15 protein-coding genes are annotated in these 16,475 nt (G+C 39.0%); 7 read left to right on the forward strand and 8 right to left on the reverse strand.

Annotated elements, in window-relative coordinates:
• Positions 1–106: 106 nt before the first annotated feature.
• A complete protein-coding gene (locus WD048_11655) occupies positions 107–1,882 on the reverse strand; it encodes an ABC transporter transmembrane domain-containing protein (protein MEX0812862.1) in 1,776 nt (591 codons plus the stop codon).
• Positions 1,883–1,943: 61 nt separating this feature from the next.
• On the opposite strand from WD048_11655, the gene WD048_11660 reads away from it, so the two are divergent.
• Positions 1,944–2,354 carry a secondary thiamine-phosphate synthase enzyme YjbQ gene (locus tag WD048_11660; GenBank protein ID MEX0812863.1) on the forward strand — a complete coding sequence of 137 codons (411 nt, stop codon included), beginning with the start codon at positions 1,944–1,946 and terminating at the stop codon, positions 2,352–2,354.
• Between the two features lie 7 nt (positions 2,355–2,361).
• Here the strand turns inward: WD048_11660 and WD048_11665 are convergent, their stop codons facing one another.
• The 4 genes from WD048_11665 to rpmI all read right to left on the reverse strand — a co-directional run bounded on the left by WD048_11665 (position 2,362) and on the right by rpmI (position 4,192).
• Positions 2,362–2,889 (reverse strand): DUF1254 domain-containing protein, encoded by a 528-nt coding sequence (locus WD048_11665; GenBank protein ID MEX0812864.1) that lies wholly within the window; start codon positions 2,887–2,889, stop codon positions 2,362–2,364.
• Entirely contained in the window at positions 2,886–3,464 is a 579-nt protein-coding gene (locus tag WD048_11670; protein MEX0812865.1) for a DUF1214 domain-containing protein, read from the reverse strand. The genes WD048_11665 and WD048_11670 overlap by 4 nt, the downstream gene beginning before the upstream one ends.
• 148 nt (positions 3,465–3,612) lie before the next feature.
• On the reverse strand, positions 3,613–3,957 hold the full coding sequence (gene rplT, locus WD048_11675; protein ID MEX0812866.1) for a 50S ribosomal protein L20: 345 nt from the start codon (positions 3,955–3,957) through the stop codon (positions 3,613–3,615).
• A gap of 37 nt (positions 3,958–3,994) precedes the next feature.
• Positions 3,995–4,192 (reverse strand): 50S ribosomal protein L35, encoded by a 198-nt coding sequence (gene rpmI / locus WD048_11680; GenBank protein MEX0812867.1) that lies wholly within the window; start codon positions 4,190–4,192, stop codon positions 3,995–3,997.
• Between the two features lie 200 nt (positions 4,193–4,392).
• Here rpmI and WD048_11685 point away from each other — a divergent pair, with 200 nt between their 5' ends.
• The 5 genes from WD048_11685 to WD048_11705 all read left to right on the forward strand — a co-directional run bounded on the left by WD048_11685 (position 4,393) and on the right by WD048_11705 (position 9,820).
• Positions 4,393–4,686: a hypothetical protein gene (locus WD048_11685; protein ID MEX0812868.1), complete on the forward strand. Its 294-nt coding sequence runs from the start codon at positions 4,393–4,395 to the stop codon at positions 4,684–4,686.
• A 60-nt stretch (positions 4,687–4,746) separates the two neighbouring features.
• On the forward strand, positions 4,747–6,105 hold the full coding sequence (locus tag WD048_11690) for a cytochrome P450 (protein MEX0812869.1): 1,359 nt from the start codon (positions 4,747–4,749) through the stop codon (positions 6,103–6,105).
• Positions 6,106–6,147: 42 nt separating this feature from the next.
• On the forward strand, positions 6,148–7,518 hold the full coding sequence (locus tag WD048_11695; GenBank protein ID MEX0812870.1) for an MBL fold metallo-hydrolase: 1,371 nt from the start codon (positions 6,148–6,150) through the stop codon (positions 7,516–7,518).
• Positions 7,519–7,605: 87 nt separating this feature from the next.
• Positions 7,606–8,784, forward strand: a complete 1,179-nt coding sequence (locus tag WD048_11700; GenBank protein MEX0812871.1) for an acetyl-CoA C-acyltransferase — start codon at positions 7,606–7,608, stop codon at positions 8,782–8,784.
• A gap of 115 nt (positions 8,785–8,899) precedes the next feature.
• The gene (locus WD048_11705; GenBank protein MEX0812872.1) at positions 8,900–9,820 is read left to right on the forward strand and encodes a hypothetical protein; all 921 of its coding nucleotides are present in this window, start codon (positions 8,900–8,902) and stop codon (positions 9,818–9,820) included.
• Here the strand turns inward: WD048_11705 and WD048_11710 are convergent.
• The 3 genes from WD048_11710 to WD048_11720 are packed head-to-tail and all read right to left on the reverse strand — an operon-like array spanning position 9,801 to position 13,557.
• Positions 9,801–11,342 carry an OstA-like protein gene (locus tag WD048_11710; GenBank protein ID MEX0812873.1) on the reverse strand — a complete coding sequence of 514 codons (1,542 nt, stop codon included), beginning with the start codon at positions 11,340–11,342 and terminating at the stop codon, positions 9,801–9,803. The genes WD048_11705 and WD048_11710 overlap by 20 nt on opposite strands.
• A gap of 31 nt (positions 11,343–11,373) precedes the next feature.
• Positions 11,374–12,345 (reverse strand): MlaD family protein, encoded by a 972-nt coding sequence (locus WD048_11715; protein MEX0812874.1) that lies wholly within the window; start codon positions 12,343–12,345, stop codon positions 11,374–11,376.
• Positions 12,346–12,399: 54 nt separating this feature from the next.
• Positions 12,400–13,557 (reverse strand): N-acetylmuramoyl-L-alanine amidase, encoded by a 1,158-nt coding sequence (locus WD048_11720; protein MEX0812875.1) that lies wholly within the window; start codon positions 13,555–13,557, stop codon positions 12,400–12,402.
• Positions 13,558–13,614: 57 nt separating this feature from the next.
• Between WD048_11720 and WD048_11725 the strand changes: the two genes are divergently transcribed.
• Positions 13,615–16,317, forward strand: a complete 2,703-nt coding sequence (locus tag WD048_11725) for a putative LPS assembly protein LptD (protein ID MEX0812876.1) — start codon at positions 13,615–13,617, stop codon at positions 16,315–16,317.
• Positions 16,318–16,475: the final 158 nt, after the last annotated feature.

The following is a 16,475-nucleotide window of genomic DNA, read 5'->3' on the forward strand; positions in this document are numbered from 1 at the left end:
CTTTTATCCAGGTGTTGAAAGCGATGAATATACTCTGCCAGATAGCAGAACAATTGGAGACTTGGGTTTTCTTTAGCAAGTAGAAATGCTGAGTTTATCAGTGGTATTATTGGCTGATCTGAAGCTGGGTAAGATTGGCATACAATCCATTCTTGTCTTTTAAGAGCATATCGTGATTGCCTTGTTGCACTATGTTTCCGTTTTCAATCACTGCTATTTGATCAGCATTGCGGATGGTTGAAAGGCGATGTGCAATTATAATACTGGTTCGATTTTCCATCAACCGATTGAGTGCACTTTGAACCAGGGATTCCGATTCTGCATCCAATGAGCTTGTAGCTTCATCAAGAATTAATATTACGGGATCTTTGAGTATGGCTCTTGCAATAGCAATGCGTTGTTTTTGGCCCCCACTGAGTTTTACACCTCTTTCGCCTACAAGGGTTTCAAGGCCTTCGGGAAAGGATTCGATAAACTCCAGTGCATTGGCTTTTTCAGCAGCCTCCATTATCTCTGCTTCTGTAGCATCTGGGTTTCCGTAGGCAATATTTTCTTTTATACTTCCCCCAAACAGAATGATTTCCTGCGGAACAAGTGCAATTTCTTTTCTTAAAGCGTCAACTTGAAAGCTTTTTAAGTCTCTGCCGTCAAACAGTATTTCCCCTATGTAATCTTTATAGTAACCTAAAATCAATTGAATAATGGTTGATTTACCTGCTCCACTTGGACCGACCAAGGCAAGTTTTTTACCGGGGTCTATTCTTAGATCAATGTCCTTTATTACTGTAATGTCTTTTCTGCTCGGGTAAAAGAAGGAAAGCGATTTTAATTCAATTTTTCCTTTCAAACCTACTTTAGCTATTTTTCTATCGCTGTTTACTTCAATTTCAGATTCTTCTTCAAGGATTTCTTTAATCCGTTCTGAAGAACCAATGGTCTTTTGAATTTTGGCATATACATCCCCCATGCCACCAACAGAGGCACCAATAAATGTAGTGTAGATAATAAATGCGGTCAGATCGCCAATTGTCATTTCCCCTTTTTCAACCAGCCCGGCTCCATACCAAAGTACGAGTACAATACCTCCAAAAAGCCCAAAAATTATAAAGGAAATAAAGGCTGCCCGGTATTTTGCTGCTTTTAATGCAAATCCTACAACTTGTTTTATTTCTCCTGAAAACCTCAAGCTTTCATAAACTTCATTTGCAAATGATTTTACAGTTTGTATAGACTGAAAGGATTCTTCAGCTACTGTATTGGCATCAGCCAGTGCATCCTGGGTTTGTTTGGAAAGCTTGCGAATGTATTTGCCAAATATAAAGGCTACAATAACAATGGGTGGGTAAGTAGCCAACATCAAGAGTGTAAGCTTGGTAGAGGTAATAAAAATTATGGCTATTCCAATAACAAGGGTTGCGATTTGCCGAAAAAACTCTGCAAGAGTTACCGATAAGGTGTCTTGTATTTGTGTGACATCGGCAGTTATCCTGCTCACAAGTTCTCCAATTCTTCTTTCCTCGAAAAAAGGAAAAGGCAGGCCGATGATTTTTTTGAAAAGATCATTTCTGATATCGCCCATTGCTTTCTCGCTAACATTAGCAAAGAGAATAACGCGCATATATGAAAAGATAGCCTGCAAAAGCAAAACACCCACAAGCCCCAAAGCAATAAGGTTGATATTTTCAAAATATTGAAATTCACCTGTTGCAGCATCTACAAGCTTCCCTGTAATATAAGGGAAAATCAGGCCCGTGAGGCTCGAAAAAACCAAAAATATACTCCCAATTATAAAAGAAAATTTATAGGGCAATACATATTTGAAAATACCTGAAGCTTTCTTTATATCTTCAAATCGAACTCTTTTTTTGTTACTCTCTTCCAAAGCGATTATTTTGCGCTGCGAATTTAGTCATAAATACACTATATAAAGAGTCTAAAACACTATGGTTTGTCATTATAAGGTCTTATTATCTCCCAAAAGCAGGGGATTTCATTTGATTACTGATGAAATTTTGAGTGCTCTGCCCAAACTTCCTGAAAACGGAATACTCAATGTTTTTATTCAGCATACTTCTGCTTCATTGAGCATTAATGAAAATGCAGACCCTTCTGTGCGTGATGATTTTGATACGGTATTTGACAAATTGGTTCCCGAGAACCAACCCTATTATACCCACACTGCCGAGGGACCGGATGATATGCCGGCACATATTAAAAGTGCCTTGTTGGGTTTCTCAGTTTCAGTTCCTATTGAAAAAGGAAAATTGGCATTGGGAACCTGGCAGGGAATCTATTTGTGCGAGTTCAGAAATTCTGGCGGAAGCAGAAAGTTGATAATCAGTGTTTATGAATAACTGGTTGCTACTCTTCTACTACCTCAGCCTTAAAGCTTTGTTGTATTTCCCTAAAATAAGAAAGATTGTCTTTGTCTTTTACAAGAATACGCATTAAAACCACTCCTAAGCCTGAAGGTGAGGAAATGAGCTGTGAACTTTCATCCTTATTAGGATTGGTGTTTTCTTCTCGGGACAATAGCAGGGTGAAAGATTTATTCGGTGTTTCTCTGTCATTGAGAACAAAATAATTTTGTGTATTTGAATTGTAAAGGGCAACGGATGCATAGCTGTCCTCGGGCATTTTTCCGCTGATTCGTACCGGACCATTGTAGAGATTGTAACCCATTGCCACATATATAAAATCAGGATTGGGCATCACAACTCTTCTTTCCTTGTCTGTAATTGCCTCAGTATATACAGGTTCATTCAGGACTCCATTTCCTATTAATTTCACGACAAACAAAACTGCATAGGGAGTGGCATGGATAGTGAGTTTATATGCTCCTATTGATACCAAAAGAAAAAGTAGTATGTAAAGAATATAGTTCTTCATTTAATCTTTTTTATCACCGGTAATTCTACCTGCTCAATATTTTTGATCAGTTTTGGAGAAGCGTGATAAAGTCGCAAAGCAAGATAAAACTGTTCTTCTTTTCCGGAAGGCAACCAGTTTCCTTCTGCTTTATCGCTTGAAATATTTATCGTAAAACTACTGTCTGCTTCAAGTTTAGTAGTGTATTTATTGTAAGAAAAAACATCCGCTTCATTGGGGACAAGAAAATAATCAGAACCATAAAGTACAATGCTCCAGTAACGGGCATCAAGATTAGTTGCATCTCCCGTGATTTGATAATTGTGGGCACTGCTGAGCGGATCGCCATTTTCATCAGTATCAGCAACAAGATAAACCGCTTCTGAAGGATCCAATGCAAATAAAGCAGCTACGGCAATTCTTGCAGCAAGTAGCTTATCATCACCTGCATTGATTTTTTTATTTCCCATCCAGTTGCCATTGATAAAAGTGGCAGCTTTTTTATCCCAAAATGCGATTTGATAGGCTGCAATTGCTGCACCACTAACAAAAGCCAAAAGGATGATTAAAAAAATTGGAAGGAGTTTAATTTTCATCATTACAATTTTATACAATTTTTATTGCTTTACACAACAATTTGTATAACAATTTATTAGTAAGGATTTTTGACCAGTTTACATACACAAAAAAACGCCACTCTTAAAAGAGCAGCGTTTTTATATTTCTTGCAGCTAAGTTTTATAGCTATTTCACATTGTTCACCACTTCTTTAAAAGTAGCAGGATCGTTAACTGCGAGATCGGCTAGTACCTTTCTGTTTAGATTTACGTTTTTATCTTTCAGCATGTGAATGAATTTGCTGTATGAAAGTCCTTCTTCTCTAACCGCAGCATTAATACGCGCTATCCACAATCTGCGGAAATTTCTTTTCTTGAGTTTACGCCCGGTGTAGGAGTAGAGCCATGCTTTTTCCACTGCATTTTTAGCAACGGTATAAACATTTTTTCTGCGTCCCCAAAAACCTTTGGCGCGCTTCAGGATTTTTTTCCTCCTATTTCTCGATGCTACTGCATTTACTGATCTTGGCATTTTATTGTTTTTTTTAAGTTGTTCTTATGGATTTGAATTAAGCTTTTACCAACATTCTTTTAACGCGTTTTTCATCCACACTGTGGACCAAACCCGCTTGTGACAAACGCTTTTTCTGAACTTTAGACTTTTTAGTCAATATGTGACGCATGAATGCGTGCTTTCTTTTTACTTTACCTGAACCGGTTAGTTTAAACCTTTTTTTGGCACTGGCATTGGTCTTCATCTTTGGCATAACGAACGAAAAATTTTTTGCAAAGTTACTAAAAAAATAGTGAGATTCAACTTTAGCTTAGATAAAAATACAACAACAGATTCCCAGCCCTTTTCATGTGAAAACATTTGGTGTTTGTAATATTTTTTTCATATTTATAATATTATTGATAATAAGCGCATTGTCAATAATATTATTGATTAAACCAAAATTATCAGCTCATGAAAAAAGCAAGCACATTAGTCCTGACTTTTGTTGTATTTTCTCTTATTGCTTTTGCCCAGGACAAACCTAAAACAAGCTATAAGGCAGGCAAAGCTAAGGTAACAGTTTGGGAAAATGAAAAGGAGGGTCAATACGGAAAGTATATTGACAAGAATTTTAAAATCGAAAAGCTCTACAAAAAAGAAGGTAAGTGGGAATCTACCCAGTACTTCAATTTAGAAGAGTTGTTGCAATTGCGTTCAGCAATTGATCGGGCTATACATGATGAGGTGGTTGAGAAGGAAGATTGAATTATAATTCAATTTTTTATAATTCTTAAACATCACAGGATTTTCTATATTTAGTGTCATATGGAAGCACTAACAAAACAATCTTTGTCTGCACCGGAAGCAGACAAGCAACCTTTAATCGGAAGTCTTTATTACTTTTTTAAAAATCCATATGAATTTCTTTTGTCTAATAGCAGAAAGTATGAGAGTGTCTATAAAGTCAGCAATCCACTTAGGAAAGTATATGTAGCGCATCACCCGGATGCAATCAAGCATGTACTTCAGGACAACAACAAAAACTACCACAAAAGCTTTGCTTATCGAATTTTGAAAATTTTATTGGGCAATGGACTGCTTACCAGCGAAGGCGATTTTTGGCGCAAACAAAGGCGGCTTGCTCAACCGGCTTTTCACCGGCAGCGGCTGGCAAATCTCTTTGACCTAATGCTTGATTTTTCCACCGAACTAGCGGATGATTTAGAGAGGCAAATCGACAGCAAAGCGGTTAATATTGCTCCCCAAATGATGGAAGTTACTTTAAAAGTGGTGTCAAAATCCCTTTTTAGTTCAGATGTAGATGTTCATGTATCTAAAGTTAGTGGCAGCCTGGATGTAGTTTTAGAATCTGCTATGAATCGCATAAGAAATCCACTGCACCCACCAAGATGGATTCCTATTCCTGCAAATATTAAAGAAAACAAAGCAGTGGATGCCTTGAATGAAGTGGTAAGAGGTATAATCAGTAGCAGAAGAAAATCAGGAGAGCAAAAAGACGACTTGCTTGGAATGCTCATGGAAGCCAAAGATGAAGAAACCGGTGAGCAAATGAACGATCAGCAATTGGTAGATGAATGTATGACTATATTTCTTGCCGGTCATGAAACAAGTGCAGTAGCTATGAGCTGGCTTTTGTATTGCCTGGCACAAAACCCGGATAAATGCGACAAACTCTATTTGGAGATTGATCGTGTGCTGGAAGGAAGAAAGCCAGGTATTGCAGACCTGCCTCAATTGAGTTATACAAAAATGGTCGTTGACGAAGCGCTTCGCCTATATCCACCAGCCTGGGTAATTGGTAGAAGATCTTTGGGTACAGACAATATCATGGGTTACGATTTGCCGGATGATGCCAATGTTTTGCTTCCAGTTTTTGCAGTGCATCGCGACCCGCGTTGGTGGGATGAACCGGATAAATTTATTCCCGAAAGGTTTAACAAAGAAGCAATAGCAGCCCGGCATAAATATGCTTATTTTCCTTTTGGAGGTGGCCCCAGGCTTTGCATTGGAAATAATTTTGCTTTGATGGAAATGCAGATTCTCACGGCAGTATTGTTACAGCGTTTTAGGTTTAAGCTAAAAGAGGGTTTTAAACCTGTAATGGATCCTTTAATAACACTTCGCCCCAGGACCGGAATGTGGATGCATATTGAGAAACGTTGAATTTAATCAGCGGGTTTAAACTTCTATTCCTATCTTTCGGGCATGGACAACAAAGAAATTGACATTGTATTTTACGGGGCTGCAGGTACGGTTACCGGATCAAAAATCCTGCTCAGCTTCAGGGGAAAGAAAATATTAATCGATTGTGGCCTTTTCCAGGGCTTAAAGCATTTGCGCGATAAAAATTGGCAAGATCTTCCAATTAATGCTTTTGAGATTGATGAAGTAATTCTAACTCATGCCCATCTTGATCATTCCGGTTATTTGCCCCGATTGGTAAAGCAAGGTTTTAAAGGCCCTATTCACGCCACGCCACCAACTATAGAGCTGGCTCAAATTATTTTGCTCGACAGTGCTAAAATACAGGAAGAAGAAGCTGCTGATGCCAATGAAAGAGGCTATTCGAAACACACAAAAGCTTTGCCATTATACGATATTGAAGATGCAGAGGAAGTAGCCCCGCTTTTTGTTGCGCATGAATATTCAGAAATGGTAATTATAAATGAGGATTTTAAATTTCAATTTCATCATTCAGGCCATATATTAGGAGGAGCAATAGTTGAAATCTTTGCAGGGTCTAAAACAATTGTGATTACAGGAGATGTTGGGCAGGAAAAACCATTGTTGCTCGAACCCCCAAAAGTGCTGCAAAAGGGAAATATCGTTTTGATGGAATCTACCTATGGAGACCGGCTTCATTTTGATGAAAATCCAAAGGAACTGATTCGGGATGCTATTTATAAAACCTATGAAAAGGGCGGAAATCTGTTTATTCCAACCTTCGCAGTTGAGCGTGCCCAGGAAATTTTGTATTTGCTTGCTCAGTTAATGCGCGAAAAAAATATGCCTAATATGCCAATATACCTCGACAGTCCTATGGCTGTGAAAGCCACACATGTGTTTTTTGATTTCCCTGATTGGCATATACTCAGCAAAAATGAGGTAGATCAAATGCGAAAAGAAGTAATTCTGGTGAGTGATTATAAAGAATCGCAAAGACTTGTGGCTGATGATACACCAAAAATAGTACTGGCAGGAAGTGGAATGATTACAGGTGGTCGTATTTTGCATTATTTGGAAAGGCATATCAGAGATTCAAAAAACACGATTTTACTTGCCGGTTTTCAGGCTGTTGGAACTAGGGGGCATTCACTGGCAACGGGGGCACAGGAGGTTAAATTTTTTGGTGAATGGCATACCATTAAAGCAGAAGTTGTACAAATGCACAGCCTTTCTGCTCATGGGGATCAAAATGACCTGCTCAACTGGCTGTCGAATTTTAAAGAAGGGCCTGAAAAAGTATTGCTCTATCATGGCGAACTCAATGCTGCACATCAACTTGAACTTAAAATTTGGGACACCTTAAATCTTGATGTTGAAACAGCTTTGCCTGTTGTTCATTATAAGTTTTAGCTACATACTATTCATTAACAGCTCCATTGATTCCTTAAGATAAACTATCTTTGCACTAGATCGTTTTGTAACAAAAAAGGAATAGTAATGAAAGAAGTTTATATCGTATCGGTAGCCAGAACACCTTTAGGTGCTTTTGGAGGAAAATTATCAACTATGACAGCCATTGACCTTGGTGCATTGGCTATAAAAGAAGCTGTGAACCGGGCAGGCATTAAACCGGAAGCGGTGCAGGAAGCATTTATCGGTAATGTGATCAGCGCAAATCTCGGACAGGCTCCGGCCAAGCAAGCCGCATTAAAGGCAGGGTTGGCAAAAGAAACTCCAACCACCACAGTCAACAAAGTTTGTGCATCAGGAATGAAAGCCATTATGCTGGCAACACAAAGTATTTTGCTGGGCGACAATGATATCATTGTTGCGGGTGGAATGGAGTGTATGTCGAAAGCGCCATTTATGCTTGATAGGGCTCGTTTTGGATATGGCTATGGCGATAATAAGATTTACGATGCCATTTCCCGCGATGCATTGCAAGACCCATACAAAGGCTATATGATGGGCAATGCCGGAGAAGTTTGTGCCAAAAAATACAATTTCAGTCGTGAAGAACAGGACGATTATGCCATTGAATCCTACAATCGCGCTACGAAAGCATACGAAAGTGGAAAGTTTAAAAATGAGATTGTCCCAGTGCCTGTACCCCAAAGAAAAGGTGATCCGGTAATGGTAGAAAAAGATGAAGAACTGGACCGTGTGCGATTTGACAAAATAAAAAGCCTGCGACCGGCCTTTGATAAAGAAGGAACCATCACGGCTGCCAATGCTTCCAAGATTAATGATGGTGCTGCCGCAGTGGTATTGATGAGCAAGGAGAAAGCTGAAGAATTAGGCGTGAAACCATTGGCCAGAATTTTGAGCTATGCAGATGCATCACAAGATCCTGAATGGTTTACCACTACTCCTTCCAAAGCAATGCCCAAGGCTATTGCCAAGGCCGGTTTGAGTATTGATAAAATTGATTTCTTTGAGATCAATGAAGCATTTTCAGTAGTTGCACTGGCGAATATTAAGGAACTGGGAATAGAACACGCCAAAACCAATGTTTATGGTGGTGCTGTTTCGCTTGGCCACCCGGTAGGTGTTTCTGGTGCAAGGATATTGATTGCATTGTTATCTGTATTGCAAAATGAAGGGGGTACAATTGGTTGTGCCGGCATATGCAATGGCGGGGGCGGAGCTTCTGCTATGGTGATTGAGAAGCTTTGATGTTAGTAGCTATTAATCATTGTTAATTTTTGGAACGTTTTCGCAATACAATTAACTTGAAACAGTTATACAGCCTGCCTGGTTTGATTTTTACCGGCAGGCTTAATTTTTCACAATGAAACAACTCGCATTTGTCATTTTGTTTATGCTCGTTTTCACAGGTCTGTTTGCACAGGAAGGAGATATACAGCATGATCCTCAATTGAAAGTGCGGGAGGACAGCCTTGCTGTAATTGCAAAACAAATCATTGAAGGAGAAACAGAATACGACCGGGCTAAAGCCTGTTTTGAATTTATTCCAAAATTGGTAAAAGCCCTCAAAATACCGGGGTCATTTCACTATCCTTTTGAAAAATTACAAACTATTTCTATTCTAAAACCCGAGGACAATAGTTTTCGCATTTTCTCTTGGGTATTGCAAAAAAACAATAAAACTTTTCGGTTTTATGGCGCCATTCAAATGAATACTGAAGACAATGCGCTGCAACTCTATCCGCTCTATGATTATTCCGATTCTATTCAAAATCCAATGGATACTGTTTTGAACAATGAATCCTGGTATGGAGCACTGTATTATAAAATACTTGAAGTTAGACACAGAAAAAATACTTACTACACTTTGCTGGGTTGGGATGGGAATGATGCTATGAGTACAAAGAAAGTAGCTGATGTGCTTTATTTTGAAGATGAAAAACCTGTTTTTGGGGCACCTGTTTTTGAAATAATGGAAGAAGATGCTGAAGAAACAACAATCAAAAACCGGATAATTGTAGAATACAAAGTCAACTCAAATGTTTCCTTCAATTACTATCCACCCGAGGATATGATTATTCACGATCACGTAATAGCGCCCGATGATAAATCCAAGGGCTTACAGTTTACCTATGTGCCTGACGGAACATATGTGGGTTATAAATGGAAAAAGGGACAATGGAATTATGTTGAAAGGGTTTTCAATAAAAATATTGATAAACCCGATGATCCTCCGGTTCCCCATCCTTCAAAAGAAAAGGGACTCAGCGCTCCTGATAAATAGCTTCTTTTGAAGCCGGTCTTTCATCAGGTCGCCAGATAAAATCTTTAAGCAAAAAATCATCGGGATGGATTTTCTGTATGGGCGTAAAAGCGGCATCCGGTTTTTGCAAAAAACTAATGCGCGATACTTCTTGGTTTTCTAAGTAAATCCACATATTGCTGCACAGCGCTTTGTTGATGCCGATATAGGCTTCCTGCTCGTCTTTGCCATAATAGACACTTTCTCCATTGCCCTTTACCAGCATCTTATGCAATTCATTATTTCTAAAATAGCCATAAATATTGCGGCCCTTTATCTGGTTGTAAAAACCGTGCTCTTCATCAGCTTCACTAATGATAAAACCATTTTTTAAAAGATCCACCTCATCCACTTTGTTGTTCTTTAGCCTAATTGCAATAGTGTCGCCAGTGAGTTGATTGACACTACTCCATAAAACCGGATCATAGAACATGCGAATGGTAGAGTCGCCAAAGGAAAAAAACAAAGAATCGCATCGTCCCTGCAAATCGCTTTTGAAAAACACGACATCGTGAAAAGCATTCATTTCCTGTTTTCCGCTGATTGAATCCCTGCCTGTTTCTAATGAATCGGAAGTGAGAAAAAGCGAGTCCATATCCATAATATAGATCAGTAGAATACTGTCTGTAGCATGTATTTCATCCTTTTTGCGATAAAATTCCGCATAATAGGCGTTCAGGATAATTCCCAAAGAATCATCTTTCCACAGAAATCGATCATATGAAATGCCATAATCTGTTTCTTGTTCATAGTATAGGCTGTCGGATTCCAGGTATTGTCCTTCGGAACGGAGTACTGTGTTTTTACCAAAGGTGGATTTACCGGTGGGGGTATCGTACCAGCCAGATTCGCAATAGATGTGGTTTTGCTCGCTTATAATATTTGAAGGCCCGTGAAAAACCAGGCGCTCAATGGCATATTGATATTCAAGCGTGTCGGAATAAATGGTATAATCGTCTGAAATAAGCACAACACTGTCTTTGAAAAATGCTTTTTTACTGCTTGTATAGTAATAGCCTCTTTTACTGTTGAGATCAATGTCATCATTATAGACATGCCCACCTTCATAATACCTGGCAATTTCATTTTTTATATCGTAGTAGAGCAGGCGGGTATCAAGGTTCAGGCGGCTTTCGCGCAAATGTACATTTTCAAAAAAGCGCACTTCCCTGCTTTCTCCATCGTATTTCAGCGAATCAGAATAAATGTCAAGGCTGTCACCACGTTGAATATGCACATTGCCAAAAGCATCTACTGCATTTATATTGGTATAGAAATAAGCGCTGTCGCAATTCAGTGTAAGGTCACCCTGTCGTAACTTAACATCCCCGGTGAGCTTCCTGGCAGTTTGCCCGTTACGTTCTGCACTGTTTAATCTTTTAGCATTGAGAATCTCAATTTTTTGCTTTTGTCCATAGCTCTTTTCAGCTATAAAAAACAGTAATAGAAAACAGCAATAAAAAGCAGGAGGGTAATAAAATTTTAAGCGTTTAGTCTGGAACATTGGCAAGTCTTGAGTTATCTAATAACTCTAACTATTTTTTTGACCTTTTCTTTTTCCCGCCACCACCAAAAAGTGATAAATGTACATAGTTGCCGGGATTTTCCTTTACATCCACCAGTAAACTATCCAGATCAGTTACAGTACGATTGAGATTGTCGTAAAATTCACGCTCGTTGATCAATGCGGATACACTACCTTGTCCCTGGTTTACTGAATCAAGAACTTGAGCCATATGACCCAGGCTTTTAGATAAATTGTTGACCATTTGTCCCAGATTGGCTTTGCTAAGTGAATCTGTAACTGCCGATAAATTATAGATCAGTGCAGTAATTTCTTCATCACTACTGTCAAGGTTCGCAGTTATATTTTCGATATTAGATAAAATATTACTAATGGTTTTGGTTTGAGAAACCACCAATGTGTCAATATTTATGGCCACTTGTTCAAATTGGCTGGTAGCTTTTTCAATAGATTGAAAACTCTTCTGAATATTCGATTCCTGGAGTACAAACCCGACAATGGTTACCAGTGAATCTATGGAGCTGAACAATTCCTCTGCCTTTAATTTTACGGGGAGCATTTGATCACTGACTTCCTGAGTGAGTGATTTTGCTGTAGAAGTCATGAGTGTGTCACCGCTTTTGGCAAGCACTTCAGAATTCCCCATGTTGATTTGAATGGCCTTTTCTCCAAGTAAATCGGAAGAAATAATATCAGCAGTAGAATTTTCAGGAATATCTACATCTTCATTAATTCTTATAGAAACAAGTATCTGAGCACTTTTTAAGTCTTTTAGTTGAATGCTTTGGACTTTTCCCACTTTATATCCATTGATTAAAATTGGATCGGAGGGATTTAAGCCATCTACTTTTTGATAAACGCCATAAAAATAGCGGGGTTCTGAGAAAAAACTGTAGCCTTTAACATAGCTGTAGCCAAAAATTGCTACTACCAGACCAAAGGTAGCTAACACTCCTACTTTAAATTCATCGGATAATTTCAAATTGAACGATTTTGAACAGCGCCAAAAATAATCATTTAAGTAAAGCTAAAAAAGTTATTTTTTTTGAGCATTTAAAACTTGATTAACAGATACACGCTTACCTTCTTTATATGCCGTAACATATGCATCTCTCAGCCCATTGGCCCTTAATTTATCACGGTGTGCAATTGCATCTTTATAATTCGTAAAAGCACCGGTCAAATAACGGTTATATCCACTTTCTATTTTTTCTATTTCAAAAGAGTCTACTATTTCTAAACGCTTGTCATTTTTTTCAAGGACTTTTTTTGTGGCACAAAACTGTATTTTAAAAAGTACTTCAGGTGTGGCGGACTTCACTTTTTCTTCAGAAGTTTCTAATTCTGCCAATACTGGTTCTTTGCTTTCAGGTTGCCCCTCAGGGTCTATTGTAATTCCTTCTAAAGTACTTTTTTCTATTCTTTCTTTGTAATCTCTAAAGGAGCGATACATTGCTGAAGCCATGTATGATTGGCCGTTTTCAGAAAGCAAATAGCGCTCTTCTTCCTGGTTGGTCAAAAATCCCAGTTCAACAAGTACGCTGGGCATTGTGGTTTGATTGAGCACAACAAAGCCTGCTTGTTTCACACCGCGAGTGGGGCGTTTTGCACGGGTTTTGAATTCAGCCTCCAGCATTTGAGCATATTTAATACTTTGCTCCATATAGGCATTCTGGAACATGGATAGCAAAATATGCGATTCGGGTTTATTGGGGTCAAAACCACCGTAATTTTCTTCGTAATCTTCCTCCATTAAGATTACAGCATTTTCCCGTTTGGCCACATTGAGGTTTTCTTCAGTTTTATGCAGTCCTAAAACATAAACTTCAGATCCTTTTACAGTAGGCTTTGGAAAAGAATTGATATGCACAGAAATAAAAAAATCAGCCTTGTGCTTGTTGGCAAAATTTCCACGTTCTACAAGCGGAACAAAAACATCTTTGTCGCGTGTGTATAATACTTCAACATCCGGAAGGTATTCCTTGATATACTCTCCCAGTTTCAGGCTAACAGCCAGGGTAATGTCTTTTTCCCTGGAATGTCCGCCCAGCGCACCTGGATCTTTTCCTCCATGCCCTGCATCAATTACAATTTTATCAATTTTATATTCCGCTGCAATAAAGCTTGCAACAAAATTAAAGCGAGGTAAAAGCAAAAGGCTTAGAGTAAGAAAGAATACTATTGCCTTGTTCACGTTTTTAAATTTTATTTTTGTCCGTAATATTATTCATTAAAACTAAGTCAATTTTTCTTGAAGCCTAAATCACAAAGCATTATTGCCCTTCTTTTAGGTTTCATTTGCCCCTTATTCGGTCAAAATGAAGCAGATTCCGTATCCATAAGAGTACAAAACGATTTTGAAAATGTGGATAGTATAAAAGTTTTCAATAAAGCAGATACTTTAACGCTTCCAATTGATAATAAATTCACTCATTTATCAGCAATAAGTTTACAAGAAGCAGAGGCTGATAGTGCTATTCCTGAAAGCAAATATCAAAAATCCAGTGTAATAGTTTCAAGAGATTCAATTGAAGCCCAGGTAGATTATGAAGCACGGGACTCTATTATTTACGATATGGTCAATCAGAAAGTGTTTTTATACGGTGATGCAAAAGTAAATTATGAAGATATTGAACTCCGAGCTTATTTTATTGAGCTTGATTGGAGCAATAATCAAATAACTGCAGATACCGACACAGATTCGCTGGGAAATCAAATTGACTATACTTATTTCAGTGATAAAGGCCAGGAATATCGCGCAAAAAAAATCATCTACAATTACCAAACCCAAAAAGGAAAAGTTTATAAGGCACGCACTCAAGAAGGGGAGGGGTATATTCATGGAGAGACAGTGAAAAAAATGGAAGATGGTGTATGGTATGGCCGGAAAGGAAAGTATACTACCTGTAATCTGGATGAACCCCACTTTCATATCCAGGCCAATAAAATAAAAATGGTGCCCGGAAAAGTGATGGTTACCGGTCCTGCTAATTTGGTGATAGAACAAATACCTACGCCACTTTATCTGCCATTTGGCATTTTTCCGATTGATGCGCAAAAAAAATCGGGAGTGCTACTGCCCGAATATGGTGAGGAAGGTAGTCGTGGCTTTTTCCTGCGGAATGGCGGCTTTTTCTTTGCCTTTTCAGATTATTACAATTTAGAATTGAGAGGGGATATTTATTCATCGGGAAGTTATGCCATTCGGGCAAATAACCGCTACAACAAGCGCTACAAATACAATGGTGCTGTAAGATTGGATTATGGTAGAAACCGCCTGGGGGAACCGCTTTCTCCTGATTTTACTGTTAGCAACGATTTCAGGGTTGTCTGGCAACATCAGCAGGATGCCAAGGCAAGGCCAGGACATCGTTTCACGGCTGATGTGAATTTCGGTACAAGTAGCTATGATCGCAATTTCTCCAATACTGCACAGCGCATCCAAAATAACAACTTGCGCTCTAATGTTTCTTACAACCGTTCCTGGCGGGGCACCCCCTTTAGTTTTAGTTTGGATGCAAGCCATTATCAAAACCTCAATACAGGAAATATTGAAGTGACACTGCCCTCTATGAATTTTTCCGTGGCAAGGATTAATCCTTTTAAATCAAAATCTGCTACCGGAAAGAAAAAATGGTATGAAAACATTGGCTTTGCTTATAACTTAAGGGCTAAAAACCAGGCCACTGGTGTGGATTCTACATTTTTTGACATGCGCACCTTCGACAATATGCAGTACGGGGTACAGCACAATATTCCCATCAATACTTCTTTTACGGTAGCCAAATTCCTGAATATAGAACCGCGCTTTGACTATACCGAGCGCTGGTATTTCAAATCCATCGACAAAGAATGGGATCCCACCGTTCGCTATGTGTATGAAGGCGACAGCATAGTGGATACCCTTCAGGGGCAAATTGTTACCGATACTTTGCAAGGCTTTAAGGCGGCCCGTGATTTCAATTTTTCATTAAATATGAGCACTAGGCTTTATGGTATTGTGAATTTTAAAAGCAAAAAGATAAAAGCCATTCGTCATGTTTTTACTCCGAGAATTTCATTGAATTACCGGCCTGATTTCGGCACTCCATTTTGGGGCAATTATAAAGAAGTGCAACAGAATGAAGCCGGTGATATTCAGAGATACTCCATTTACCAAGGGCATGCCCTTTATGGACAGCCTCCCGATGGTATGCGGGCGGGTATTGGGCTAAACCTGGACAACAATCTGGAAATGAAAGTGGCCTCTAAAAAGGATACTGTCAAAGGTGAGCAGAACATTAAATTGTTGGAAAACTTTAGCGTAAGCACTTTTTATGATTTTGCCAAAGACTCGCTCAACCTGGATCCCATACAGATAAGAGCATTCACAACCATTGCCAATAAAGTTCGGATTAATTTCAGCACCACTTTAGATCCTTACGGACGCGATGCGGAAAACCGCAGGATCAATACCAGTCGCTGGGCACAAGACAAAAGATTTGTGCGGATGACGACCACCAGTCTGGCACTTAATACTTCTTTTCGCTCTAAGCAGGGAAATAGAGATGAAGATTTAGACCGCTTGCTGATGTGGACACATCCCACGGATTATTATGATTTTACGGTGCCCTGGTCTTTTACTTTGGGCTATAATGTTTCAGTCACCAAAGGAGTGCCCGAAGACCCTGATCAATTGGATTTTCCCCGTAATTCTGTAGATATGAATATGGACTTGAGCCTTACGCCCAAGTGGAAAATAGCAGTCAACTCAGGCTTTGATTTTAATAGGATGGAAGTAACCACGACCAATATCAATATTGTGCGCGACCTGCACTGCTGGGTGCTGAATATTTCCTATACCCCCTTCCCTGTCGAAAGACAATTCTACAGCATACAGCTCAATGTGAAATCTTCGGTACTTCAGGACTTGAAACTCAGCAGGAAAAGGGAACGGTTTGATAGTGTATTTTAAGGATTAAATTTTAATACTATTTTAACTATTTAGAGTCTGCCTATAAAGTCGAGGGTCTGCTTCAGAATGTTCGAGTTCGAGCTTGCCTGTCCGCCCGGACAAATCCTGCCCGAATGACTTCGTTCAGACGGGCATTCGGACCGGCACGAAGCCATTTC

It is taken from the genome of Chitinophagales bacterium (assembly GCA_040877935.1).
In the GTDB taxonomy this organism is placed as follows: Bacteria; Bacteroidota; Bacteroidia; order Chitinophagales; family CAIOSU01; genus JBBDNB01.